We start from the raw sequence: 23043 nt of genomic DNA, 5'->3' as shown, positions 1-23043 counted from the left end.
GTTCGTTACAAGTATAAAGATTATATTCTATTTGATTCATAATTATTCAATTCACCAACAATATCTTGCATAAAGAGTTTTCTAGTTTCTTCTGGCGAGTAATTACTTAAGAGCCATGCAAGTTTAATGTAGGCTACTTCCGGCATCATTGTTGAGCCGTGGCCAAGTATACCTATGTCTTGAAGTCGTCGTGCAGGACTATACACGTTCATATGCACTCGCCCATAAATAGTTTGCACACTCATCACAACTGGTATTTTTTTTGCTAAGATTACAAGTGTTTTGAAAATTTGTTCGTGTTCTGCGCAGTTATCATTTGGAACACTCACAGGAAATTGTCCAAGACCCGAGCCCGCTAACACTAGTCCATCAAACGTTTCATAAACTGCAAGTTCTTCTTCAAAAAGTTGTGGCTTTGAATAAAGCAATCCTACTTTGAGTTGCTCGTTAAAAAGTGGAAGCGCTGTTGGTAATTGTTTTGTTTGTGTTTGACTAAGTTCTTTATTAAGAATAATTGACCCGTCTTGATAATGAATAGTTGCAATGATTTCATCATTAATTGGTTGAAACGCGTCTCGTCTTGAGCTATGCATTTTTCTTGCGTGCGTTCCTGAAATAATGTGACACGCATCGTCGCTTTGCGAACCGTGCATACAAACGCTTACACCGCTACAGGGAGTGTTAACTAGAAATTGTGTCGCGCAAATAAGATTCATTGCAGCATCGCTGCTTCCTCGATCACTACTTCGTTGACTTCCTACGACAAGAACGCTCACAGAAACGTCTTTGAGAATAAAAGAGAGTGCTGCCGAAAGATAATGCAAGAAGTCTGTACCACTTCCTACAATAAATTTTGTGATGCCTTGTTGTGCTCCTTGAAATATTTTTGTTGCTATTTGGTTAAAATGCGCAAATCGAAAGTCATCACTCCACATGTTTCCTAAGAATTCACTTTCAATGCGAGCAATATTTTTTAGTTCTGGGAATAGTTGTAGTAATTCTGCAGGGTCAAACGCTGCATTCACTCCACCTGTCGTATAATCTACTTTTGAGGCGATAGTTCCTCCAGTATGCAATATTTTGACAACAGGCAACGAGGTGTCTTGTTGTATGGATAATGATGTTTCTTGACGAGGCACTCGTGACTCTTCTAAAATCTTCACCTGTTGTATGTGTTTTGGGTGAATACCAACATTATAGCCTGAAGTAAGTTTAATAACTACATAATCGCCATCCAAAGGCATAAAGAGGCCCTCGTAAGTATGTTGGGATGTTTGAAGAGAAACTTTGGACAGTAGGGGTATGCTTGATATATCCATATTGTTAAGAGATAATTCTTTTCAGTTATAAATATTGCGCGGCAGTGTTGCCCAGTAGCTACCAAATCTTTTTAAAGGATTTGCATCATCTAATGGTTGTGTGGATGTAATGGTTAAAGATAAGTCTAAACAAGGCCCTATTGTTTTTATGTTTAAAAAACTCTGGGAGTTCTCTGAAGGCAATAGAAGAAATCTTGTCATATACTTAGTTTTATTCATACTAGCACAGAGTTTAATGTTTCTAGAACCCCTCATCATTGCAAAAGTGCTTAATATTATTCAAGTGCAAGGCATTATAGAAGAAAATTTTAAAACGTTATTATGGTGGCTTGCATCATTTATTGGAATAGAGATGTTATTTTGGGTGTTTCATGGTCCTGCTCGAGTCATGGAAATGGCCAATGGTTTTATTGCTAAAATTAATTACCGAAAACATTTGCTTGATGGCACTATGGATTTGCCTGCAAAGTGGCATGCAGATCATCATTCTGGCGATACCATTGACAAAATTGAAAAAGCAAGTGAGGGTTTGCGTGCATTCGGTACAAGAACGTTTGAAGTGGTCCAATTCATTGTTAAATTTTTAACCTCATATATCGCGCTTGTTTATTTTAACGTAAGCTCTAGTTACATTGTTCTTGGTATGATAATCATCACCTTATTCATTGTTGTTAAAATGGATAAGTTTCTTATCAAACGAATTAAGAAATTGAATAAAATGTATAATGGTATTGCTGCTAAAATCTTTGATACCTTAAGTAACATCACAACAGTTATTATTTTGCGTATTCAACGCCTTGTTTCAGGCGCTATTTTTCGCAAGATGATTGAGCCATATCATTATGATGTAAAAACTAATAAGCTTATTGAACTCAAATGGTTTTTTGTCTCCATGTGCGTAGTCATCATGAGTTTTTTAGTAATTGGCGTATATTTTTATCAGAATATGAAATCTGGAACCGTTGTCATGGTTGGTACAGTTTCTGCACTCTTTGCCTATACAGGAAAAATTGGTAGCCTCTTTTATCATTTTGCTTATCGGTATGGAGATATTGTTAAATGGCGGGCTGACGTTGCTAATGCTGAAGAAATCTCTGATTTGTTTACTAAAAAAGAAACAGTTAAACCAGTAAAACTAGATAACTGGAAGACTATTCGTATAGACAAGTTAGACTTTCAATATGAAGATATAAAGGGACATCATTTGCACTTGAACAATATTAATTTAACTATTAAACGAAAAGAAAGAATTGCGTTTATCGGTGAAAGTGGGAGTGGTAAAACCACGATGCTTAAGATTATTAGAGAACTTTACAAACCTAGAAAGGTAAAAGTGTTTGTTGATGATAAATATATTTCCAAGGGTTTTAGTAAATTAAGTACCAATATTTCACTCATTCCGCAGGATCCTGAAATTTTCACAACAACAATTAAAGATAATATTAGTGTAGGCATGTATGCAAGTCTTGGGCACATTAAGAAATACACCAATATTGCAAAGTTTACTGATGTGGTTAATCGCTTACCACATAAGTGGAATTCTTCAATTGTTGAAAAAGGAGTCAATTTAAGCGGTGGTGAGAAGCAGCGGCTTGCTTTAGCCCGAGGTTTGTTTGCCAGTGAAGGAAAAGAAATCATCCTGCTTGATGAGCCAACAAGTAGCGTTGATGCTAAAAATGAGTTAGAAATTTATAAAAATATTTTCAAGTCGTTTAAGCAAAAAACAATTATTTCATCCATTCATCGACTACACTTATTGCCGTTGTTTGATACTATTTATTTTTTTAGACAAGGCAAGATTATTGCTAGTGGCAGTTATAATGAGTTAAAGAAAAATTCAGCCGCGTTTAGACGCTTACTAAAAAAATATGAAAAAACAACAAAATAACAGAAATAGTTTCAAATAGGATACATTCACTCAACTATAAAAGAAACATTCTACTCAAGATAGTAATTAACAAATAGTTATGATAAAAAAAATATATAACTTAAAAAAAAAGAATAAACCCCAAAGAAAAAATTCTTTAACTAGCCAGTATAAAAAGAAAGTTTAAAAAAAATTAGTTTTTCTTCTTAACAGTCTTCTTTTTAACAGAAACCTTTTTCTTAGGAGTTGCTTTTTTTACTACTGCTTTTTTGCTTACTTTTTTTATAGGTGCTTTCTTAATAGAAGCCTTCTTAACAGGAGCTTTTTTAACAGACTTCTTTTTAGGAGTCTTGGCTTTAGTTACACTCGTTGTTTTCACAACAGATTTAGTCTTTATAGACCGTTTTTTACAATTAAATAGTTTTTTTAGGAAACACATTTTACCTACCTCATAAGGATAATAAGAGCTTTTTGATAGTTTTACTTTATTAATGTTGTGGTGACTGAGAATCAAAGTTCTTCGAATTAGGAGAAGTCATATTCAGTTTAAAGGCTCCTGCAACTAAGAGCGGGAAAGTAATACTTGCATCACCCACAACTTTTACGCGTTTGGCATTATCTTTTACTTTTCCCCAGCTAATTGCTTCTTCAAGGTTTGCTCCTGCGTTGCTTCCTTCAAATTCATGGGCAGTTGTCAGATAAATGGCGTAGTCTGCTCCATCTCGAAAAAGATTAACATTTGCAATATGATGTTTAGGAACTGACCCGCCTATTGCAATTATGCCTGTTTTTTCAGCGTTCATTGCAATCTTAGTTATGTCTACAATATCGTCTGCTAAATCAATCTTAAATTCGGGATGTTTTTGTTTAAAGAAAAACATAAGATCGCCAATTGAACCATCTGTTGGTGCTGGACAAAAAACAGGTATGTCATTTTTATAACACCAATAATATATTGATGATTCGTCATCTACCTCTTTACCTATTTCTTTGCAAAAATCTTTTGTAGAAATAACGTGGTTATATTCTTCATTTATACGTTTAAAGAATGGTTGCATAAATCGTTCAAAATACAAGTAGCGGTCATTTGGAATAAAGATATTTCCCGTTCTATTAATACCATTATCTCGTAAGAATTTTCCTGGCGCATCATAGTTTCCCAAAACAAAGGGCTTCATGGTTTTCATAATATCTTCTTCAACACCACCAACGGTGGTAACAAGCACATCAACCAGTTTATGTTTGCAAAGATACGTGATAATGTCTCGCACCCCACAACTAGCCATGTTGCTCGTAAATCCTAAAAATATGGTCGCGCCCGTTTCTTTCATTTCTTTAAGCGTTCCTATTGCTCGCGCTAAATCTGTTGCTTGAAAGCCTGTGGTAAAAAAACTTTCAAAGAATTTGTTAGCGTCAAACTCCCCTTCAAAATCATATCCTGCAACGCTCGTCCAGTCATCAAGTGTCATGGTTGGCACTACGTAATTCGCGTCATGCGCTTTTTTTATTTGTTCGTCTGTTAATGCATCATATCGTTCAACCATTATAATCTCCTCTTTCGTAAAATATTTTCTAAGAAATAAAATAATAAACTAGTAATAAAACACTAGTAAATTAAGCCTATGCAACCTAGAAAGAAGTATTTAACTGTTTGATTTCACAGCGTTAAAAGTGGCCATTAAAAACAAAGAACACGTTTTCATTTATAAATGATGCGTTAAAATAGAACAAAGCAAGAAGATAATAACACCAGTCTCCTAATCAGCAAATTATAGTCAGCGTTAAACACGCCCTATTTAACTTAATGTTTAACCATAATAACTTGGACGTTCTTCTTTAAACTCTTTACCTCGAGCACTAGTAAATTGTTCTTGAAGCGAGGCGTATGCTGCTTGTATTTCTTTGCTTGCACTTGGTCGTACTTTTTTAAGTGCTTTATCAAAAGATTTTTTAGAAATTTCTGTTGCATCCATATCTTTTCGTAGTTCAAACATTGCTGCTTCTCGACATACTGCTTCAATATCAGCTCCTACATAGCCATCTGTTTTTGCAACGAGATCTTTAATATCCACTGTTTCTGCAAGCGGCATGTGTTCAGTATGAACTTTAAAGATTGCTTCTCGACCTTTAGTATCTGGAACACTAGCTAAAACTATTCTATCAAATCGTCCTGGTCGAAGTAAAGCTGTATCCATGGTGTCTGGTCTGTTTGTTGCTGCAATAACAACAACATCGTTAAGTCCTTGTAAACCATCCATTTCAGTTAATAATTGATTTACTGCATTCATATGTCCCGAAGATGCATTTCTTCCACCATCAGAACCTCTTTTTTCTGCAATGGCATCAATTTCATCAATAAAAATTATCGAAGGTGCTACTTGACGTGCTTTATCAAAAATTTTTTTTACCAATTGCGGTGTTTCATTGACCCATTTAGATAATAATTCAGGTCCTTTAATGGCAATAAAGTTTGCTTCTGCTTCGTTTGCAACAGCTTTTGCTAGAAGTGTTTTTCCTGTTCCTGGAGGACCATAAATAAGCACTCCTTTTGGTGGTCGAACGCCTAATTTCTTAAAGACGGGTTTGTGTTTTAGCGGCCATTCTACTGCTTCAATAAGTTCTTGTTTCACATCTTCAAGTCCACCAATATCAGCCCATTTGGTGCTCGGTGTTTCAATAAGTACTTCTCGCATAGCACTTGGTCGTACGACTTTAAGTGCATCAATTAAATCTTTTTGAGTAATTACAATTTTATCTAGTATTTCTGGTGGGATAACAGCAGTATCATCGTCACTAACTTTTAGTTCAGGAAGTAACTTTCGAAGTACATTCATTGCGGCTTCTTTAGCAAGTGATGCAAGGTCTGCACCAACAAAGCCATGGGTTAATTGCGCAAGAATTTTCAAATCAACTTTTCCACCTAGAGGCATATTTCTTGTATGAATTTTTAGAATGTTTTCTCTCCCAGAAACGTCTGGTGCTGCAAGTTCTAGTTCCCTATCAAATCGTCCTGGTCTTCGAAGTGCGGGATCAATAGAGTTAGGAATATTAGTTGCTGCCATAACAACGACTCGTCCTCGAGATGCAAGACCATCCATAATAGTGAGGAGTTGTGCTACAACTCTTCGTTCTACTTCACCTTTGCTTTCTTCTCGTTTTGGTGCAATCGCGTCGATTTCATCAATAAAAATTATTGATGGCGCGCTTTTTTCTGCTTCTTCAAAAATTTTTCTGAGGTTTTCTTCTGATTGTCCATAAAATTTACTCATAATTTCTGGTCCATTAATAACATAAAAATTACTGTTCGTTTCGTTTGCAACAGCCTTTGCTAGAAGCGTTTTTCCTGTTCCGGGAGGTCCGTGTAAGAGCACTCCTTTTGGCGGTTCAATACCTAATCTATCAAAGAGTTCTGGATGTCGAAGAGGTAGTTCTATCATTTCTCTGATTTTAACAAGTTCGTCGGCAAGTCCTCCAATATCTTCATAGGTTACTTCTGGCACGACAGGTTCATCTTTAAGTTCTACTGCTTCGCTTAAACAATCTACTTGTGATGTTGATCCAATAAAAACTGGTTGTTTTTTTGGATTGGTATCTGCGACAACAAATTTAAGATCACCGAATGCGAATTGAAATTGGTGTGTGCCTAAACTGATGAGATCTCCTTTTTGCATAACTCGTCCAAGTAAAAATCTATTTAGAAGTTCCGGATTATCTATTTTTATTTTGATACCTTCTCGTGCTGGTGCTATGGTAACTTGTTGTGCAGCTACTGCTTCAATTTTTTCAATTTTAACATACTCGCCAATTCTTGCTCCTGCATTTCTTCTGGTAAGCCCATCCATTCGAATGATTGCAAGACCTATATCTCCTGGAAGACTTCGTTCTACTTTTGCAACAGACATTCGTTCGCCTGCAAGAGAAACAACATCTCCAGGGGTTACACCTAGTTCATCCATAAAAGATTTATCTATACGAACAAGTCCTTTACTAATATCGTCTTGGAATGCTTCTGCTACTTTGAGTTGAACATCGGTCATGCATATTCACCTAAAAAATTATTTGTTTGCTTCTGTAGTTAAAGAGTCATCTTTTGAAGCTGGAGCTTGAGTATTTTCAGCCATTTTTACTTTTGGTAATTGAATTGGCGCTGGTAAACTAAGTTCTTTGCTTAAGATTAAGGCTTCAACATTACAATTATGTAATATTCTGTTAAAAACATTAAGCGTAATGCTTTTGGGGAGGAGCTTATTTTTTGCCCACGTTTCCTCTATTTCTTTACCAAGTGTTTCGTCTGCAAGATAAGTTATTGCTCCTTCCAGGAGTATTTGTGCTACTTTTGGTTCGTAGTTTACTTCAAACGTAAATTTGATTGCGTATGCTTTTTGACCTGTTCCTTTAACGACATCTGAAGAAATAACATCAGTAATATTCATGCCTGATTTGATATTCATTTGTTTAGATGCTTTTCCCGTTCTTTCTACAAGAATTTTATTAAAATTAAAGTTTAGTATTGCCATATATCCACCCTTCTGTTCATTTCTTTATTGCGTTTTCACGCTCTAAGAAAGAGCCTTGGTGAGTATTTAAAGTTTGCTGTGAAGAAAACTAGTTGTTTTTAAAGAACTATAACGAGAAACCTTAATACTATTGTTTTGCAAGGTTTAGTATTCTTGTAAATTCTCTAATAAATTCTTGTGCGAGTTCTTTATCTTGTATTATTAATATATTTTCCTCATTTCTTGTTGTTGCTGATTGTGTTGGATTATACGATCCTGCTATTACTGTATTATTATCTATAATAAATAGTTTTTCGTGCATAGTGTATTTGTTTGTATCCTTAAAGACAGAAACACCATTTGCAGATAAATATTCGTATTGGCTATACCGAGTAATTCTTGTTTTCTCAAAGACAACACTCACATTCACTCCTGCCAATGATTTATTCACTAAAAGTTCTGCAATTGGTTTACTCGTAAATGAAAACGCGAGTACTTGTATGGATTCATTTGCTTTTGAGAGTGCACTAAGCACCCGAGTTTCACAATGATGTGTTGGACAAAAATAGAGTTGAATAGGCTGTTCTACAAGATGCAGAAAAAGTGGTTCTGGCTGGACTTCACCAGATACGATAAACGCATACTCTTGCAAGAATCGTGCAGCCATTTTTTGTGAAGCAATAAACATAATATAATTATCGTTTACATTTGTTCCTCGGTTTGTTGGATTCCAAGTACCTGTAAGTACATAGCGGTTATCAAACACACAAAATTTATGATGCATATTATTTACTCATGGAAATATTATTGAAACTCTCTATTTGATATGAAATATTAAATTCATATATAAACATAGAGGGCTTAAATATGGTTAGAATGTCCAGAGGAATAGAAAGAAAGAAGCATCTTCAGAGCTTAAATAAGAATTATCAATTTATTGATGAGGAAGCAGAATTAGAACAAAAGTTCATAGACCAAATTGAGAATACAATTTATCATTCTAAATTATCAGATGAACAAAAAGCAACACTTGAACAATTTAAGAATTCATCATTAACCAAAAGAGGGTGTAAACCTCGTTCTATTGTCCCACATATATGGCTAATGAAAGTATTGGGGGAAAGAACAAAAAAGCCATATATAGACATTACTGAAGATGATTTAGATAAATTAAAGATAAGCAGATTTACATTCAGAGAATATCTTCCAACAGCATATCAAAAACTCGATATACATCCAGATACAATCATAAAAAGAGTTAAAGACACAAGACAATACATGATTGATGTACTACTAAGAGATTTTAGAAGATGTGACGATCCGTTGCAAAGAAATAATCTTAGTAAAAATATAAGTGGGCTACTTGATTCTCAAGAAAAATCATCAAGACTAATACTTGCTTTTGAAGAAGGAGATAAAGAAGAAATAATAACCAGTGGAACTGGTTTATTTACAAAATACCTTTCCAGAATTTCAAATAAAAATATTATTCAGGAATCTGAATGTCAAATCCATTAATCATTATGGCTCTTTTTATTCTTTCCATCGGAATATCATAATGATAACCGTGTGAGGTATTTAGCCTTTTAAATTCTGAAAAACCAAGATTGGTCATTTTCATTCCAGCACTGATGGAAGTTACATGGTGTCTTAGCAAGTTTTCTCCTTCTAATTTGTAATTCATTTTTTTAGCTAAATCACTAGGCCGTATAGTACAGTAGCCATCTTTTATATTCTCAGCTAATATTTCCAAAATTAGAAAGTAGTGGTCTTGGAATGGATGTGTAAATTCCTCTTTTTTTTGAAGTGCTTTCTCAATATCCATATTAACATTGAAATGCTTATTAAAACAATTTAAAACAGAAATTAACTGATTCTTTCTAGTAGATATTCTTTGAGGATTTTCAATCTCATCTTTGAAAATATCAAAAATATCCATACCATATTTTAACATGTATATGTAAATATCATCACGAATGTCCGAGAAGGTATCCAAATCTTCTTTCGAAAGTATGTCTATTGGGTAGATGAACCTACTAGTTTTTTGAGGTATTATCTGAATACATCTACTTTTGAAACTATCTACAAAAATTGGAGAATTACTGGTAAACGTTTTGGGACAAAATACACGGAACTCAGTAGGTACAAAGTTCCCCAGAGTGGTTCTTTCTGTACGTTTAACAACACCTCCTTTAGAGTACCCACTATGAATTAGTCCTTGAATAGAACTATACATGTCTTGACCAACCTTGTCAATTTCATCAATATTTAATGTTGGTTGTAGCACATGCACTTCTCTAAACAAAGATGAAGCAGATAGATTGCAAACATACTGACCATTCCAAGTAACAAGTTTTAGAAATTTTAGAATAGAAGATTTACCAGTTCCAGGCATTCCTGTAAAATAAAGATAGACTGTACTACCTTGTATATTGTGTAAGTAAGAATGAAAAATGTAAAATAAAACAATATTCAAATCGCTTTCAGGCAATTCTGCATATTTTAGCAACAATTGCTTTAAATCATTAAAGATATTTTCATTAACTAGTTTTGATTCTAATTTTTGTTTACCTCGTTTCGTCAATAAATTTGACTTCATCTTGGGATATTTTCTAAATCTATCATCTTCATCAATAAATTCGAATCCCTTTTCATATGTTACAAGAATAGTATTGTAACCGTTGCACATAGTATATGCTAACTGTTCATCTATAACCAACTGATTGTTTTCTAGTAACTCACTATCTTCAAAGAAACTGTCTATTGGGTTGATTGTATTCTCTTTATTTAGTTTAATTAGTTTCTTTAGCTTACAAATTTCATCATACATTTCTTTATTATTACGACTTCCAAGGTCAATCATGTTTTCTCTTACAAACCTTCTAAACTTTAAAAAGTTAAAAACCCCATCTATAACCTTTGAGGAGACAGTATCAGAATTATCTTCTTTATAATTCATCAAATAATTTCCATCCTCTTGTGCTTCAATATAGAACTTACCAAAATCAGATTGAACAAATTCTTCCGAAGAAGAATTGTCCTTTTGCTCATGTGCATTTTTATCATTTGTAGACATCATAAAGACCTCCTAAAAATTCTTTAGCACATGAATCTGAACAAAGACCTAGATGTATTTTGAATTTATTATCAAAAACAAAATCAATCCTCTCTTTAGTAGTTAAATTGTCTAACTTGTCAGCATCTAAAATTGTAACACAACCACAATTTGGACAAACACGGAAATCATTTCTTTGACAAAAGAAAGATAGCGTTAGATATTTCTTCGTATCAACTTTCTTTGCAAAAGGTTCTTCACTCATGATACTCACCCCCATTCATTTGATTATCAGACTCTCTAGCCCATTTCACAAACAATTCTGCAAATTCAGAATTGATAAATTCTTTAAGTTTGGATAATTCCATAGTAAAATTAAAAGAAGCTGAGTTAATAAAAAAAATCACGATTTCATATCAAATAGAAAAATACTTATAAGGAAACAATCAAACCTAACTATTATGGCTCAAAAAAAGAATGCATCTCGGAAGGGAATGAGTTACATGACTAGAGAGAAAAAAGAACAAATAGTCGAAGAAGGTGGCTCAGAAGAATATATTCTTAAAAAAAGCATTCTTGACAACAAATTCTATACTAAGGCCATTATTAAGATGCTTACTGAAGAAGTAACTTGTAAAAACGATTTAATGGATTGCATGGGTGAACGTAAATTTTATGGAACAAGTAACATCAAAGGGTTTTATACAATTCTTAATGAATTAGGTTGGATTGAACCGCCTAAAGACAAACCACATCAAAAACCAATACGATTCGTAGTACTTAAAGAAAAAATAATTGAAGACATCATTCAATTACTCTTCTACTATCCTTTAAAAGAAAACTCTAATTTAATGAGAAAATTCTATGAAAATATTCTCCATGAGAAAAGCATTAAGCAATTTCTAAGAAATCTCAACAGATTAAATCCTGATTTGGCAGAGTTATTCACAAAAGATATGAAAGATTTGTTCAGGAAGCAAATAATCTACAAAGAAAATATGAGCTATTCTAAAGCTAAAATCAATAAAATGAGATGGGACGAATTTATTGATTTGATAGATATTTCTAAGACAAGACAAGTAATTGCAAAACATATTGGTTCTTTGATAGACAATGAAAAAATAAAGATTCACGATAAGGATAAGGACTTTTTAAAGAGAAAAATTGTTCAAAGTCTTAAGAATATACAAAAAACAAGTAAGTTTCTCTATAAAACATCACAAAGACAAAACGCATTTATGAAACAAATCAACTTGATTAAGCATTTTAAAGCACTTCTTATCAATATCAAAGAGAAAGAAATGGCATTCGATAGGGAATTCAAGACAGTAACCATCCTCACAGGTTCAATAATTGCATCAGATCAATTTCTAAAGGCAATTAAGCAATTTAAACCTGCTGGAGATATCAAATACTTTGTAAAGAAATTAAGAGACAATAGAAAGAATAACGAAAAATTACTAAAAATGTATAACTCCAGCGAAGGTATTTTTGAGTATCGAAGGCAATTCTCGACTAGTAGTTAAATATTTAAACATTTAAAAATTTATATTTCATATCAGATAGAGAAATATAATAATATTTCCATGAATATATTTTATTATGCATGAGTCCTTTACTTGTTACTGGAACAATTTGTTTTGAAAAATCAAATTCATAATTATCTTCAAATAATAAAACACGCGCATTATTCTGTTTAATCCCTGCGATAATCGATGGTTCGTCTAAGTCATAAAATGCGCAGAAAGTATTATTACTTGCTTCAAATAAATCAACTAAAAAGGCACTACAATTTATTTCTTGACAAAAAAATACTTCAGTGAATCCTTCATCATCTTCATAGATTATTCGTTCTGGTAATTGAACATATAATAATAAAAGAATAATAATATAGAGTGTAAAAAATATGATTCGTCGCATAAAAAATATATGTGTAAAACTTGCTTAAGAATACAACGACTATTTTTCCGAAGATTTTTCAATAGCTTCTAGCGCTAAGAAACTTTTAAGCATGCTTTGTTTTGTTTGCTTGTATTGTGCATGTAAATTTTTTATGAACGTGTGTTCTTCTGGAATGGACGTTCCAGAAATATTCCATATCGTTGCGAGTTGTTCACATTCTTGTTTGGTGAGTGATCGCAAGGGAACGAGTTCAGAAAAGACCTTAAAATCTTTTTTATCTAAAAATACATCGAGTCGTTTTGCAAGATAAGTATCTAAACAATCGCTAATGAGTAGTTCTTGATCTTGAGAAATTTCGTTTGCAGAAGCGACTAATTTCATAGTAAGATGTCCAGCAAAAATCTTGTGTACAAACTCCTTAAGAAGGTTAGTAGTAAGAGTATTATCATCTACAAGGGCATATTTTTTTCGTTTATCAAAGATATTACCTATTCTCCAGTCTTTTCGAATACGATGTTCTACAAGCGTTGCAAACGCTTTAGAAGTATAAGTCTTTTGTGTGAAATCAGATATATAATCCACCATATATGTTAGAATGTATTTCGCCTTCTTAAAGCTTCTGCTTGGCAAATTATCTTATTTTTGTATTCATTTTAAAATGGTTACAATCAAGAAACATTTATATATGGGAAAGTTTTTTCATGTTTTAAGCAGGTTGGTTTGAAGTGAATCTCACTTTTACACTCACCTCTTTTTCCCGGGAGGACCGCAAACTCTGTTTGTGGTCTTCTCAGGGTTTTATTTTGCTATGCAAAATAAAAGCCTGAGACTACGAATGAAATGAGTTTGTCTCGGGGTTTTATTTCTAAAAGAAATCAAATGCTGAGATGAGGAGTGACAACGAGTTATTCTCAGGGTTTTATTTCTGAAAAAACTAGAAACCAAAAAAAAGAGAAAAAAAAGAAAAGACCATTTGGGAAACGACTCACTAAGTACTTACTGCCAAACGCAATACATCTCATTCAAACAATCACCTTCGGAAGTTTGAGTAAAACAAGCATCAATTAATGCAAGTGCATGCGATATAACGCTTCCAGTAGCGTAATGTTCAGAATTTTCAAAACACAGCGATGCTTCATCAGTTGTATTTGAAGCTACAAGACAAGCATTAGATTCAACCAAAAAGTTGGTAATGAAATCGTCATCCGCACCGCTAACTTCTAGAAGAGAATCAAACCCTGCAGGGTCTGGTTTACAGGTGTAAGTTTCACTACAAGCTCGAGAATCAATAGCAGCCTCAGCACCATAACAAGTGTTTAACATACAGTCTCGTTTTTGCTGACCATCCTGACAATCACTCCAATCCTTACAATCAGTAAACCACGTTTTAGCGCATGTTTTATTTTCGTCTCCTGACCAGGTACAACCGGACGCTGAAGCTCCACAAAGGATTGAATCTCTAATTTCGCCACAGGAAGTAATTTCTTTTGGGGCGCAAGCACCATTAACTTCAGTACATAGTCCTGAAAGTGAACAATTATCAAGAGAAAAGAAAGAACAAAACATATCCAAGGATAAATCATGACTCGGATCAGAAGTTAAGTCTCCAGAACAAGCTTCAGTTGTAGAGGACGGCGTACCATTAGCCAAATCAGATGATGAGTTCACATAAGAAACAACAAGCCTTAAATCATCACAAGATGATGATATATCAAGCGTTACATTAACCGGCAGAGCTGATGGATTTTCAGGATACGATGTTATCTGCGATTCAAGAAGAGAAGTTTCCCAATCATAACCATCTTGATTATCACCGACTGTATAAATGTATCCTTCGCCATCACTATCAACATCAGGATAACAAACAATAAGCTCATCAGAGGTTGATTCAGGCAAACAAGCACCATCTTCACAGCCATGAGGACAAGCAATAAGTTCTGCAGTACCTGCATAACCGTCAGCATTCTTATCATTAACATCACAATATGTTTCTCGAAGGTTATAACCCATAGAATTATCACCTGCATCCAAACACCTGTCAACAAATATACCTAAATTAGGAGGCACATCCCCTGAAATCTCTCCTTTCACGTCTGGATTAATGCCACCATCAGAATCAATACAACTAATTGGTTCTTCAGTTGTGCCATTATCTTCAGGACCATCAGGGAAATGAGTCCAAACTCCGTTTAAGCAACCATAGGCAGTTGTTTCATTGTAATATTCATTAGGTATACATTGACCATCATGAACACAATCAAGCTCATTAGTGCAAACGGGTTCTATAACTAATTGCGCATCAAACTTAAGTACTTGCCATTTATCTTCATTACAATCCCATTCAATCACTGTTTGATTCTCGTTATAGATTGCTTTACAAGAGTAAAGAAGAATATAATTATCTAGTTCAGAAAGGTTATCCGATGTAAGGCCAAAATCACTAGGTGAAAAGGAAAATTCTTTTTGAACGTTTCGTAACGCCCAAGGTCCAATTAAATCACCTGAAAAAGTAAATGACTCCCAAGAGCCATCTTGTAACGCAACATACCCTTTTTTATAAACTACTTCATCGTCAGGAACCAAATGTAAAGTCATAGTTAGGACATCATCTAAAGAGGAAAATTCAATATCAGACGGGTCTACATCCCAATTAATAACAGGCACAACACCTATTTCAACAGCAGAGAAACCTTCTATTGCTTGACCTGCAAGATTTCCATTTGACTCATCAAAGCCCTCTGGAGCGTCAGGCAAAGAACCGTAAGGGTTTTCTGTTGTACACGCTGAAAACGCCAGTAAAGAAACGACAAGAAGTGCTAAAAGAACATGTTTTTTCATTATATTCAACCTCAATAATATGTATAGTAAGTATACCAATAAGTAACTACAACAGGAGTTATCAGCTAAATACTATATAAAATTTACTCTTTAAAAGTAAATATTTAGGAATGCACCACATATTGTTGTAAGGCTGCATTTGCTGTTTCTGCATCATAACCATTTTCTAGTAATATTTGAAATAATTGTTCTTTGGGAATGTTAGCTGCTTGACAAGAAAGCACGTATTGTGTAAGTTCAAACGATACTTCAACTTGCCCTAAACCTTCTGCTTGCGTCTGATTCATAGATTGTGTAGGATTTGTTGCTTGTGCTTGATTCGTAGCTTGTATTGATTTTTTAGAATGAAAAAAATAGATTAAAAATCCTGCAAAGCCAAGTACTAAAACAACAACGATAACAATAAGTATGAGAGTAAGACCTGAAAAAGAAGTCATTTGCGAGTTTGTTTCGCTAGAATCAGTATCATATGCATTATCTGTTGCGTCAACATCATTATCTCCAGAAACAATTGAATCGCTTAGTGCATTTGTATCAGTAACAACATCAGTAGTTGCAGCCGTATACTCTCCTGATGTGCCTAAAGCAGAAGATATTAAAGTAAAATTATCATCAGGATATATTGTTGAATCATTATACTCAACATTATTATTATTCCTTGAACTAGATGAAGAACTTGGCGTGATTGTTGTATCTGTATCATTAGCATCTGGAACGGGAGGCGTTGTAATTTCTCCTGGAGTTTCAGGAGCGGGATCTACACCAAGAACAGTATTAGTAAAAAGTAATAGTACAACTACTAAAGCTAGCACAACACCTCTTTTCATAACTCATTTCTTTGTGCGACGCTTAATAAAGTTTTCCCTTAACACAAGAATAAGAAGACCAAGACCTAAACCTGTAAAAAACACATAAAAATTAACTGTTTCAAAAGAAATAGGTATTAGTTGAGTCTGAGGTGAGGAAAAATAATCATCTAAGTCGCTAAATGCTAAAGCATATTCACTATAAAGCAAAGCAGTGGATGGTTCTGAGTCTGCCAAGGCAGTACCATATTCAAAATAACTATATCCTAAAAGAGGAAATTCTTGCTGTGAGGCAATAACATCTTGTGCGCGAGCAAGTTTTGCAGTAAGTAACGGTTTCATATTTTCTTTTGTTAAAGCAAAAGTTGCTAAATATGCATCTAGTTCTGCACGCGTTTTTGTTGCTTTAAAGAGTGCTAACCCATATTCTTCTTGCCTAAAATATTTTTTTGCTTGCGTAAGTTGTTCTTCAGTGCTTTGTAAAAAATAATCAGGAAGATACAGTTTCAAATAATTAATTCTACTTTCCACTTGAGAAAATTCTTGGAGTGCTGCAAGCAATAATTCGTCTTCGTTAATAACAAGTGGCTCTCCAGGCAAATTAAAAAAAGAACTCCATGCAACACCACTATAATATCGCTCTATGCCTAGTGCAAGTAATCGTGATGAAATATTTGTAGTATTAATTTCATCAATATAAAATTGAGCTTCAAGTAATCGTTCTTTCACTATAAAATATGTTTCTAAATCCGAAAAAACTTTGAGTTCGCGGGTATCAATTTGTTCTTCTAAAAAAATAATTGAAGTTTGTAGTCGCCGTAAGTTTTCTTGTTTAACATCTTGGGATAAATTCGTAACGAGTAATTCTCGAAGGTTAATATTTGCTGAATAACAAAATGATGCTCTAGCATAATAATCTTCTTGGCGTAATGCAGTTTGTGACTTATTCAAAAAGTCTTCAACAAGAAAATAAAGCGAAGTGTTCACTGTTTCATTTTTTAGCTGTGATTGTATTTCTGATGAACGATTACAAAGAATGCTCGATGTAAGTTTCATTTGATGAGCATATTGTTTATCAACAAAAAAGGGAGATGAAGAAATATCGACTGCATCAGTTGTTGCAATTGCTAATGCTTCAGGTAAAGTAATAACAGGTTCTACCACAATAGGTAAATCAACAAATTCTTTAAAATTTAATGATACTGAATCATCCGTTGAATTATTAATTTCAGAATCATTTAACCAATAAGTCGTGGAAGGAGTTGTATTTCTTGAAAAACTTAAGTTTGGAACAATGACTAATTCATGTCCAGATAGTGAAGCAGCAAGTATCTTTTCTTTCACACGCCCAACAGGAGTAATTATTCCTCCCGAGCTTATTGCGCCAGTCATTGCAACAGTATCTTTAAGTGCAAGATCTTCTAAAGCCGCAAGAGTAAGTAATGCTGTTGCACCACCTGCACTAGGACCCCCAATAAGCGGAGCATCAGCTTGTAATGTGTAAAAAAAATCATAAGCATTGCAATCTTGTGTAGTAAACTCGCAAGCAATTTCATTTGCAAGTCGCGTTGCTACTTGCGTATCTAGTTTTGATAAAGGATAACTTTCAATAAATATAGCACCATGTCCAGGTCGTAGTTGTAAATAAAGTTCTGCAGTACCGCCAATAAATGTACCATTGTCTTGTTCACTTACAGAAAGAAGTGTAATAGATAAAACGTCATCCGTATTTGCAGCACTTACTAAAGGAATAAAAAGTAAGACTATGACAACAAAAATCCCCCTGTTCATAGAAAAGAAGAAGTTTTAAGGAGTATAAAAAACTACTGATTAAAACAAGTAAAAAAAATGTTCGCACACGCAATAATCACCCAAAAAAAATTAATGTTTATTTTTTCCACGAGCACGTACTATTTCTAATCTATCAAACACCGCAGTATAGGTTGTACTTGCCCCATATCCTGTTAAAAAAAAGTGAAAAAATGTTTCTGCATGTTTGTAATGGGTGCTGCGTAGTCCTTGCTCAAATAAATGTAAATCAACGGCTTTATCTTCTATTTTTTTTGAAAAAAAAGAAAGTCCGAAATCAATTAATACTAACTCACCTTGTTTTGAAAGAAGAACATTTGAAGTAGTTAAATCTCCATGTAAAATATCATTATTATGAAGCGTCGCTAACCAAATTCCTACTTGTTTTAAGTAAATTTCTGCACAAGAGAGATTTTCTTTTCCATCACCATTAAGCCAATCTTTAAGTCGACCACCTTTAATATATTCTAAAACCAAAGTGAATTTTTTATCACTAGGAAATACTTCTGGAACGCGCAAGCCTAATTCTTTTGCTTTAATCAAAACTTTGCGTTCCCTATTGGTTCGAGAAAGTCGAAGCGCGTCATCAACTTGAGATAATCGATATGATTTTGGTGTTCGCTCTTTATACACCTTATCATCAACTAGTGTAAGTGTTGCTTCTGCACCTTGTGAAATAATAGCCATAAAAGAAAAGAAAAAAGTCAACATTAAAAAGGTTTCTCTGGAAAAATAAATCCTTTGCTGTTTACATACTCAAGTGACTTGCTAAAATAATCTTTAAAAGAATATATTTTTTCATAATCTATACCCATCGCCGCAAGATGTGCTATTCGTCCACTTGAGGGAATGCCAGGATGAGAAATAGAACCTTGAAATAATTCAGGTATATCCTGAAGTATTCCATATAATGAAAGAACGTGAGCAAGCGTTCCCAACTTATAACTTTTCTTGTGAGGATTATAAAGATTTCCTTTATGAAGAGATTTAGCTTCTGCTGTACTGAGAGGATAGAATTGCAACCAAAAAAGATGATTTTCTACCACATCAAAATTAAAAAAAACGTTTCCTAATTTAATGACATCATCAAAAAAAAATTCATACGAAATAGGATCAACAAAATAATTATAATTCAAAGTAATTTTTTGAGATAAAAGCTGAGGAGAAATTTTTAAAATGACGTCTTCTAGAAATGGTGTCGTTTTGGTTTGTGTCATTTTAGAATAAAAACCCTTTGCTGTTTGCGTAATTAATTGATTTTTCTAAATAATTTCTAAAGGGTGTCGGTTGCGTTGTTAAACCCATTGCTGCTAAATGACCAATGCGTTCTAAAGAAACTTGTTTTGAACTTTCTATGGTTGTTTCTAAAACTGAAGAGTCTTCTTGTACAGCTTTCAAAAGAGTTTTAACATGAGCCAATGTTCCTAAGCCAAAACTTTTTGGTTCGTGATTAGAAGTATACAATCGAGAAGTATCGTAAGTAAGAAAACGAGCATTATCTAAAGGTAATACATCTTGCCAACAAATATTTTTTTGAAAACTAAAATAAAAAAGTTCCATAACGCCCAATGGTCTAGGAAGTTCGGTTTCAAAAAGAGTAATATAAGTAAAGCATGACGGAGGAGTTAACAAATTTTTTTCTAAAGTAAAACGTTGTTGAATCTGCAAAGGAGATAGCTCATTTAATAATTGAATAAAATCAATAGGAGGTAGCAAAGATTTCACCTATTCATCAATAGTGTTTAAAAGATCATCCATTTCGTATTTAGATAATTTTCCTTTGTTGAGTAAACTCATAACTGGCTTTTTATCTCGACCGCCAACAACAGAGTCAAACTCATAATCATCTTCATTAACAGATTCATCTATCGCAACAGATTCTGTTGCGCTTGCATCCATGCTTGCTTCTTCGAATGCTTTTTCGTAAACTTTTTCCCCAACAACGTCAAAGTCATCTTCAAAACCTTCTCCAAATTCATCAAACAGATCCGGATCATAATCTTCGTGTTCTTCATCATATTCCATAACTAGCCCTCTTTATTTTACTCGTAGTAAAGAATCTTTAATTAAGCTACTAACATAAGAGCTCATCCGTTTCCATTCATCAACGGTCATCTTGCGTTTTACAGGCGCAACTAATACTACGCCTTTTCCTAAATCTATAACAATTTTTTCCATTGTAGCACTTTTTATGAAGAGCTCATTTATAAATATTTCCTTTTTGTTATTCCTTTATAGTAACAACTAATAGTTAATTTCAAAACATTTAAAAAGCGAGCGAATAATAAACAATTTGCCCCGTGCCTTAAAACCACTGAAAATGGCCATTTCAGGCAATATAATGATGTTGGATGAGTTCACGGGGCTGCAAACCCCTTGTAGCAAATGAACTATGAAAGATAAAGAACGTTATCAAGAGCTGACTTTTAGAGTGCTAGGTGCGACCCTAATTCTTTTTGGCCTGGTAGTTATCATCCCTCAACTTATTGATTTTATTATATTCTTATTCGGTTTACTTTTAGTCCTCACAGGACTATATTTCTTCTTTATTCATCATACAGATTACGCATTAACCCATCGTAGAAGTAAAAAAAAGAAAAAAAAGATATAACTATTACTTCGTATGCTCTTTATTTAAAGGTAATCTCGTATAATTCTTACAAGTAAAGCAATAAAACACAAGAATCCCGCCACGAGTTCTCATACGACAATTTTTTCCAGGTAAAAAAGGAGTTTTACAGTGTTTGCAATAAGAGTGTTTAACGTCTCGAGGAAGAGATAGTCTAAATTTCATACCTAACCGTCTAATAAGATAAAGATAACGTTCAGATCGTAGCCCTGCCGTTTGGCGTTCTTGCTGATAAATAACAGATAATTCGTCAATATGATATTGTGCTCGTTTTGCAGGACCTTTTGGTTTTGCCATTAAGAATTGTTAAAAAACACAAGTATATAAAAAAACTTGTTTCTTACCCTTAAGTATGGACTCAGCAATTCAAGATATGAATACATTTATACATAAATTTACTCAATTAGAAATCCCGTTAAATGGCGCAATAAGTATTCATAAGGCCGTATATATGCCTCATTCTAGTGCCCAACCGCTTTTGGAGAAGACACCAGAAGAGCCTGTTGCAACAGGCTTATTTTTGGGAACGAGAAACAAACATCATTTTACTCCTTCAATAAATCTCTTACGTTTAATTACACCTCATACGAGCCAGAAAATCGTGCTTAATGAGAAAGCTGCATGGCTCTTTGTATGTGGTCGAGACGCGTTTCCAAATAATGTTTTATCTGGTGATATGGACGCAAAACAAGTTATTGTGCAAAATGAAGAAGGCGAAGTACTAGGTATGGCAAAAAAGACGCCTGAGTTCTATAAAAATATTGTTCATGCGGGGCAATTACTCAAGAATAAATAATTTACTTAAGCACCTCAATTGCGGGAAGTTTATTTCCCGCTAAAAGTTCTAAACTAGCACCGCCACCTGTGGAGATGTGCGTCATTTTTTCTGCATAGTTTGTTTTATGCACTGCACTTGCAGTATCGCCTCCCCCAATAATGGTCGTCATATTATGTTCTGCTAAGAATTTAATAATAGTATTTGTTCCTTTATCAAATGGTTTGACTTCAAAGACACCAAGCGGTCCATTCCATACAACGGTTTTTGCCGAACCTAAAACTGCTGAAAAAAGTTTCACTGATTTAGAACCAACATCGTATGCTGCTTTCGTTTTTGGAATTTCTGCAAAGTCAACAATAGTAATCTGTTTTTTGTCAATCTTCGTTTTCCCTTTAAAATGAGCTGGTGTAGCAACTGCAAAGTCTGTTGGAAAAATAATTTTTGCACCATATTTTTTTAACAATTTTTTTGCTTCAGGAATCATGTCTTCTTCGACGAGTGAATGTCCAACAGCAATATCAGCTGCACGCATAAACGTAAAGACCACACCACCACCTAAAATGAGTTTGTCTACTTTTGCAAGGAGTTTTTTAAAAAGTGGTAATTTATCACTTATTTTTGCTGCGCCAAAAATGGCTACGAGTGGTTTTTTATGATTGAGATGAACATTTTTTATTTCTTGTTCTACAAGTAATCCTGCTGCATGTGGCAAGAGTTTAGGTAGTGCATAAACAGACGCATCTTTTCGGTGCATGGTGCCAAATGCATCATCAATATAGACATCAGCGTGTTTTGCAAGTTGTTTTGCAAATTTGATATCGCCTTTTTTTTCTCCGTCATAGAATCGTAAATTTTCAAGAAGAACTATTTTTTGTTTGGGGTTGGTTGGCGCGTCAATAATAGGGTGTAGTTCAATTGTTCTCTTAAGTAGTTTGGAAAGTTCTTTTGCAACTGGAGCCAAACTAAATTCTGCCAGGTTAGTTCTTGACTTCGAATCAGGCCTGCCAAGATGACTGGCTAATATTATTTGTTGTGGTTTTTGTTTGAGCACGTACTTAATAGTTAAAAGCGCGTTAAGAAGTCTATAATTATCTGTTACTTTACCATTTTTAAGTGGAACGTTAAAGTCGCAGCGAATAAAAACTCGCTTACCAGTTAGTTTGAGTTGTTTAATTGTTTTCACTTTTTTTGTTCACCTCTAAAAAATAACTTCTTACTTCTTTATTAATGCGTGGTTGTGCTTGGTCGGTGAGTGAATAATATACTTTTTGAGCGGTGTTTCCCCAAGTGTAATCACCTTGTTCGTCCTTGACTTCTCGAGAAAAAATGCCCATTGCTTCTCCTCTCTGAAGCTGATAATAAATGTTTCGTTGAGATGCTTTGCCAAAAAGTCTAATATAATGTTTGTAGGCATCATAAGCAGTCATTTTGCCTGCAACAAAAATAATCTCCACAAGCCTGTCACGAACAATGCTTTTAGATGGTCTTCCTCGCCCCATAAAACAGCCTAAGAACTAACAGAATAAAAATGTTTGTAAAAAAAG

Annotated in this window: 26 protein-coding genes; 5 read left to right on the top strand and 21 right to left on the bottom strand. The window is 34.0% G+C overall.

Annotated elements, in window-relative coordinates:
- Nucleotides 1-20 precede the first annotated feature (20 nt).
- Nucleotides 21-1319, bottom strand: a complete 1299-nt coding sequence (gene gatD / locus K9M74_00540; protein MCF7798371.1) for a Glu-tRNA(Gln) amidotransferase subunit GatD — start codon at nt 1317-1319, stop codon at nt 21-23.
- A 100-nt stretch (nt 1320-1419) separates the two neighbouring features.
- Between gatD and K9M74_00535 the strand changes: the two genes are divergently transcribed.
- Nucleotides 1420-3207 carry an ABC transporter ATP-binding protein/permease gene (locus K9M74_00535; GenBank protein MCF7798370.1) on the top strand — a complete coding sequence of 596 codons (1788 nt, stop codon included), beginning with the start codon at nt 1420-1422 and terminating at the stop codon, nt 3205-3207.
- 172 nt (nt 3208-3379) lie between these two features.
- Here the strand turns inward: K9M74_00535 and K9M74_00530 are convergent, their stop codons facing one another.
- The 5 genes from K9M74_00530 to K9M74_00510 form a co-directional block, all read right to left on the bottom strand.
- Nucleotides 3380-3565 carry a hypothetical protein gene (locus K9M74_00530; protein MCF7798369.1) on the bottom strand — a complete coding sequence of 62 codons (186 nt, stop codon included), beginning with the start codon at nt 3563-3565 and terminating at the stop codon, nt 3380-3382.
- A gap of 109 nt (nt 3566-3674) precedes the next feature.
- A complete protein-coding gene (locus tag K9M74_00525) occupies nt 3675-4730 on the bottom strand; it encodes a deoxyhypusine synthase (protein MCF7798368.1) in 1056 nt (351 codons plus the stop codon).
- A 264-nt stretch (nt 4731-4994) separates the two neighbouring features.
- The gene (locus K9M74_00520) at nt 4995-7223 is read right to left on the bottom strand and encodes a CDC48 family AAA ATPase (protein ID MCF7798367.1); all 2229 of its coding nucleotides are present in this window, start codon (nt 7221-7223) and stop codon (nt 4995-4997) included.
- 18 nt (nt 7224-7241) lie between these two features.
- Nucleotides 7242-7703, bottom strand: a complete 462-nt coding sequence (locus K9M74_00515; GenBank protein MCF7798366.1) for a hypothetical protein — start codon at nt 7701-7703, stop codon at nt 7242-7244.
- A gap of 127 nt (nt 7704-7830) precedes the next feature.
- The gene (locus K9M74_00510) at nt 7831-8466 is read right to left on the bottom strand and encodes a hypothetical protein (protein MCF7798365.1); all 636 of its coding nucleotides are present in this window, start codon (nt 8464-8466) and stop codon (nt 7831-7833) included.
- A gap of 92 nt (nt 8467-8558) precedes the next feature.
- On the opposite strand from K9M74_00510, the gene K9M74_00505 reads away from it, so the two are divergent.
- Nucleotides 8559-9200, top strand: coding sequence for a hypothetical protein (locus K9M74_00505; GenBank protein ID MCF7798364.1), 642 nt, complete (start codon nt 8559-8561; stop codon nt 9198-9200).
- On the opposite strand, the gene K9M74_00500 is transcribed toward K9M74_00505, so the two are convergent.
- Together K9M74_00500 and K9M74_00495 are read right to left on the bottom strand one after the other, a co-directional pair.
- Nucleotides 9169-10761 (bottom strand): hypothetical protein, encoded by a 1593-nt coding sequence (locus K9M74_00500; GenBank protein ID MCF7798363.1) that lies wholly within the window; start codon nt 10759-10761, stop codon nt 9169-9171. The two genes, K9M74_00505 and K9M74_00500, sit on opposite strands and share 32 nt — an antisense overlap.
- Nucleotides 10745-11002, bottom strand: a complete 258-nt coding sequence (locus K9M74_00495) for a hypothetical protein (GenBank protein ID MCF7798362.1) — start codon at nt 11000-11002, stop codon at nt 10745-10747. Before K9M74_00495 ends, K9M74_00500 begins: the two co-directional genes overlap by 17 nt.
- 196 nt (nt 11003-11198) lie before the next feature.
- Here K9M74_00495 and K9M74_00490 point away from each other — a divergent pair, with 196 nt between their 5' ends.
- Nucleotides 11199-12263 carry a hypothetical protein gene (locus K9M74_00490; GenBank protein MCF7798361.1) on the top strand — a complete coding sequence of 355 codons (1065 nt, stop codon included), beginning with the start codon at nt 11199-11201 and terminating at the stop codon, nt 12261-12263.
- Nucleotides 12264-12267: 4 nt separating this feature from the next.
- Here the strand turns inward: K9M74_00490 and K9M74_00485 are convergent, their stop codons facing one another.
- The 10 genes from K9M74_00485 to K9M74_00440 all read right to left on the bottom strand — a co-directional run bounded on the left by K9M74_00485 (nt 12268) and on the right by K9M74_00440 (nt 20270).
- Nucleotides 12268-12657 carry a hypothetical protein gene (locus K9M74_00485; protein MCF7798360.1) on the bottom strand — a complete coding sequence of 130 codons (390 nt, stop codon included), beginning with the start codon at nt 12655-12657 and terminating at the stop codon, nt 12268-12270.
- 39 nt (nt 12658-12696) lie between these two features.
- Nucleotides 12697-13224, bottom strand: a complete 528-nt coding sequence (locus K9M74_00480) for a hypothetical protein (GenBank protein ID MCF7798359.1) — start codon at nt 13222-13224, stop codon at nt 12697-12699.
- Between the two features lie 411 nt (nt 13225-13635).
- Entirely contained in the window at nt 13636-15477 is a 1842-nt protein-coding gene (locus tag K9M74_00475) for a hypothetical protein (protein MCF7798358.1), read from the bottom strand.
- A 104-nt stretch (nt 15478-15581) separates the two neighbouring features.
- A complete protein-coding gene (locus K9M74_00470; protein ID MCF7798357.1) occupies nt 15582-16304 on the bottom strand; it encodes a hypothetical protein in 723 nt (240 codons plus the stop codon).
- Between the two features lie 3 nt (nt 16305-16307).
- Nucleotides 16308-18074, bottom strand: coding sequence for a hypothetical protein (locus K9M74_00465; protein MCF7798356.1), 1767 nt, complete (start codon nt 18072-18074; stop codon nt 16308-16310).
- Nucleotides 18075-18164: 90 nt separating this feature from the next.
- Complete coding sequence (locus tag K9M74_00460; GenBank protein MCF7798355.1) at nt 18165-18779, bottom strand: Kae1-associated serine/threonine protein kinase; 615 nt, start codon at nt 18777-18779, stop codon at nt 18165-18167.
- A gap of 23 nt (nt 18780-18802) precedes the next feature.
- Nucleotides 18803-19309: a hypothetical protein gene (locus K9M74_00455; GenBank protein MCF7798354.1), complete on the bottom strand. Its 507-nt coding sequence runs from the start codon at nt 19307-19309 to the stop codon at nt 18803-18805.
- A 1-nt stretch (nt 19310) separates the two neighbouring features.
- Complete coding sequence (locus K9M74_00450; protein MCF7798353.1) at nt 19311-19808, bottom strand: hypothetical protein; 498 nt, start codon at nt 19806-19808, stop codon at nt 19311-19313.
- Between the two features lie 9 nt (nt 19809-19817).
- Complete coding sequence (locus tag K9M74_00445) at nt 19818-20117, bottom strand: hypothetical protein (protein ID MCF7798352.1); 300 nt, start codon at nt 20115-20117, stop codon at nt 19818-19820.
- Nucleotides 20118-20129: 12 nt separating this feature from the next.
- Nucleotides 20130-20270, bottom strand: a complete 141-nt coding sequence (locus K9M74_00440; GenBank protein MCF7798351.1) for a hypothetical protein — start codon at nt 20268-20270, stop codon at nt 20130-20132.
- 214 nt (nt 20271-20484) lie between these two features.
- Here K9M74_00440 and K9M74_00435 point away from each other — a divergent pair, with 214 nt between their 5' ends.
- Nucleotides 20485-20703, top strand: a complete 219-nt coding sequence (locus K9M74_00435; protein MCF7798350.1) for a hypothetical protein — start codon at nt 20485-20487, stop codon at nt 20701-20703.
- A 3-nt stretch (nt 20704-20706) separates the two neighbouring features.
- Here K9M74_00435 and K9M74_00430 read toward each other — a convergent pair whose 3' ends face one another.
- Entirely contained in the window at nt 20707-21018 is a 312-nt protein-coding gene (locus K9M74_00430) for a hypothetical protein (GenBank protein MCF7798349.1), read from the bottom strand.
- Between the two features lie 55 nt (nt 21019-21073).
- Here K9M74_00430 and K9M74_00425 point away from each other — a divergent pair, with 55 nt between their 5' ends.
- Nucleotides 21074-21517 carry a hypothetical protein gene (locus tag K9M74_00425; protein ID MCF7798348.1) on the top strand — a complete coding sequence of 148 codons (444 nt, stop codon included), beginning with the start codon at nt 21074-21076 and terminating at the stop codon, nt 21515-21517.
- 1 nt (nt 21518) lies between these two features.
- Here the strand turns inward: K9M74_00425 and K9M74_00420 are convergent, their stop codons facing one another.
- Both K9M74_00420 and K9M74_00415 read right to left on the bottom strand, forming a co-directional pair.
- Nucleotides 21519-22682, bottom strand: a complete 1164-nt coding sequence (locus tag K9M74_00420; protein MCF7798347.1) for a phosphoglycerate kinase — start codon at nt 22680-22682, stop codon at nt 21519-21521.
- Nucleotides 22669-22998 carry a hypothetical protein gene (locus K9M74_00415; GenBank protein MCF7798346.1) on the bottom strand — a complete coding sequence of 110 codons (330 nt, stop codon included), beginning with the start codon at nt 22996-22998 and terminating at the stop codon, nt 22669-22671. Before K9M74_00415 ends, K9M74_00420 begins: the two co-directional genes overlap by 14 nt.
- Between the last annotated feature and the right edge of the window lie 45 nt (nt 22999-23043).

This window comes from Candidatus Woesearchaeota archaeon (assembly GCA_021734105.1).
GTDB lineage: Archaea > Nanobdellota > Nanobdellia > Woesearchaeales > SKGA01 > SKGA01.
This window is presented reverse-complemented; position numbering and strand designations above follow the sequence as displayed.

Bases quoted from the DNA above. Each gene is read 5' to 3' on its own strand.
- K9M74_00460 (MCF7798355.1), bottom strand. From the start codon at position 18,779: ATGGCTATTATTTCACAAGGTGCAGAAGCAACACTTACACTAGTTGAT.
- K9M74_00445 (MCF7798352.1), bottom strand. From the start codon at position 20,117: ATGGAATATGATGAAGAACACGAAGATTATGATCCGGATCTGTTTGAT.
- gatD (MCF7798371.1), bottom strand. From the start codon at position 1,319: ATGGATATATCAAGCATACCCCTACTGTCCAAAGTTTCTCTTCAAACA.
- K9M74_00525 (MCF7798368.1), bottom strand. From the start codon at position 4,730: ATGGTTGAACGATATGATGCATTAACAGACGAACAAATAAAAAAAGCG.
- K9M74_00470 (MCF7798357.1), bottom strand. From the start codon at position 16,304: ATGAAAAGAGGTGTTGTGCTAGCTTTAGTAGTTGTACTATTACTTTTT.
- K9M74_00520 (MCF7798367.1), bottom strand. From the start codon at position 7,223: ATGACCGATGTTCAACTCAAAGTAGCAGAAGCATTCCAAGACGATATT.
- K9M74_00435 (MCF7798350.1), top strand. From the start codon at position 20,485: ATGAAAGATAAAGAACGTTATCAAGAGCTGACTTTTAGAGTGCTAGGT.
- K9M74_00495 (MCF7798362.1), bottom strand. From the start codon at position 11,002: ATGAGTGAAGAACCTTTTGCAAAGAAAGTTGATACGAAGAAATATCTA.
- K9M74_00475 (MCF7798358.1), bottom strand. From the start codon at position 15,477: ATGAAAAAACATGTTCTTTTAGCACTTCTTGTCGTTTCTTTACTGGCG.
- K9M74_00415 (MCF7798346.1), bottom strand. From the start codon at position 22,998: ATGGGGCGAGGAAGACCATCTAAAAGCATTGTTCGTGACAGGCTTGTG.
- K9M74_00465 (MCF7798356.1), bottom strand. From the start codon at position 18,074: ATGAACAGGGGGATTTTTGTTGTCATAGTCTTACTTTTTATTCCTTTA.
- K9M74_00510 (MCF7798365.1), bottom strand. From the start codon at position 8,466: ATGCATCATAAATTTTGTGTGTTTGATAACCGCTATGTACTTACAGGT.
- K9M74_00440 (MCF7798351.1), bottom strand. From the start codon at position 20,270: ATGGAAAAAATTGTTATAGATTTAGGAAAAGGCGTAGTATTAGTTGCG.
- K9M74_00430 (MCF7798349.1), bottom strand. From the start codon at position 21,018: ATGGCAAAACCAAAAGGTCCTGCAAAACGAGCACAATATCATATTGAC.
- K9M74_00500 (MCF7798363.1), bottom strand. From the start codon at position 10,761: ATGATGTCTACAAATGATAAAAATGCACATGAGCAAAAGGACAATTCT.
- K9M74_00490 (MCF7798361.1), top strand. From the start codon at position 11,199: ATGGCTCAAAAAAAGAATGCATCTCGGAAGGGAATGAGTTACATGACT.
- K9M74_00485 (MCF7798360.1), bottom strand. From the start codon at position 12,657: ATGCGACGAATCATATTTTTTACACTCTATATTATTATTCTTTTATTA.
- K9M74_00505 (MCF7798364.1), top strand. From the start codon at position 8,559: ATGTCCAGAGGAATAGAAAGAAAGAAGCATCTTCAGAGCTTAAATAAG.
- K9M74_00455 (MCF7798354.1), bottom strand. From the start codon at position 19,309: ATGACACAAACCAAAACGACACCATTTCTAGAAGACGTCATTTTAAAA.
- K9M74_00425 (MCF7798348.1), top strand. From the start codon at position 21,074: ATGGACTCAGCAATTCAAGATATGAATACATTTATACATAAATTTACT.
- K9M74_00480 (MCF7798359.1), bottom strand. From the start codon at position 13,224: ATGGTGGATTATATATCTGATTTCACACAAAAGACTTATACTTCTAAA.
- K9M74_00515 (MCF7798366.1), bottom strand. From the start codon at position 7,703: ATGGCAATACTAAACTTTAATTTTAATAAAATTCTTGTAGAAAGAACG.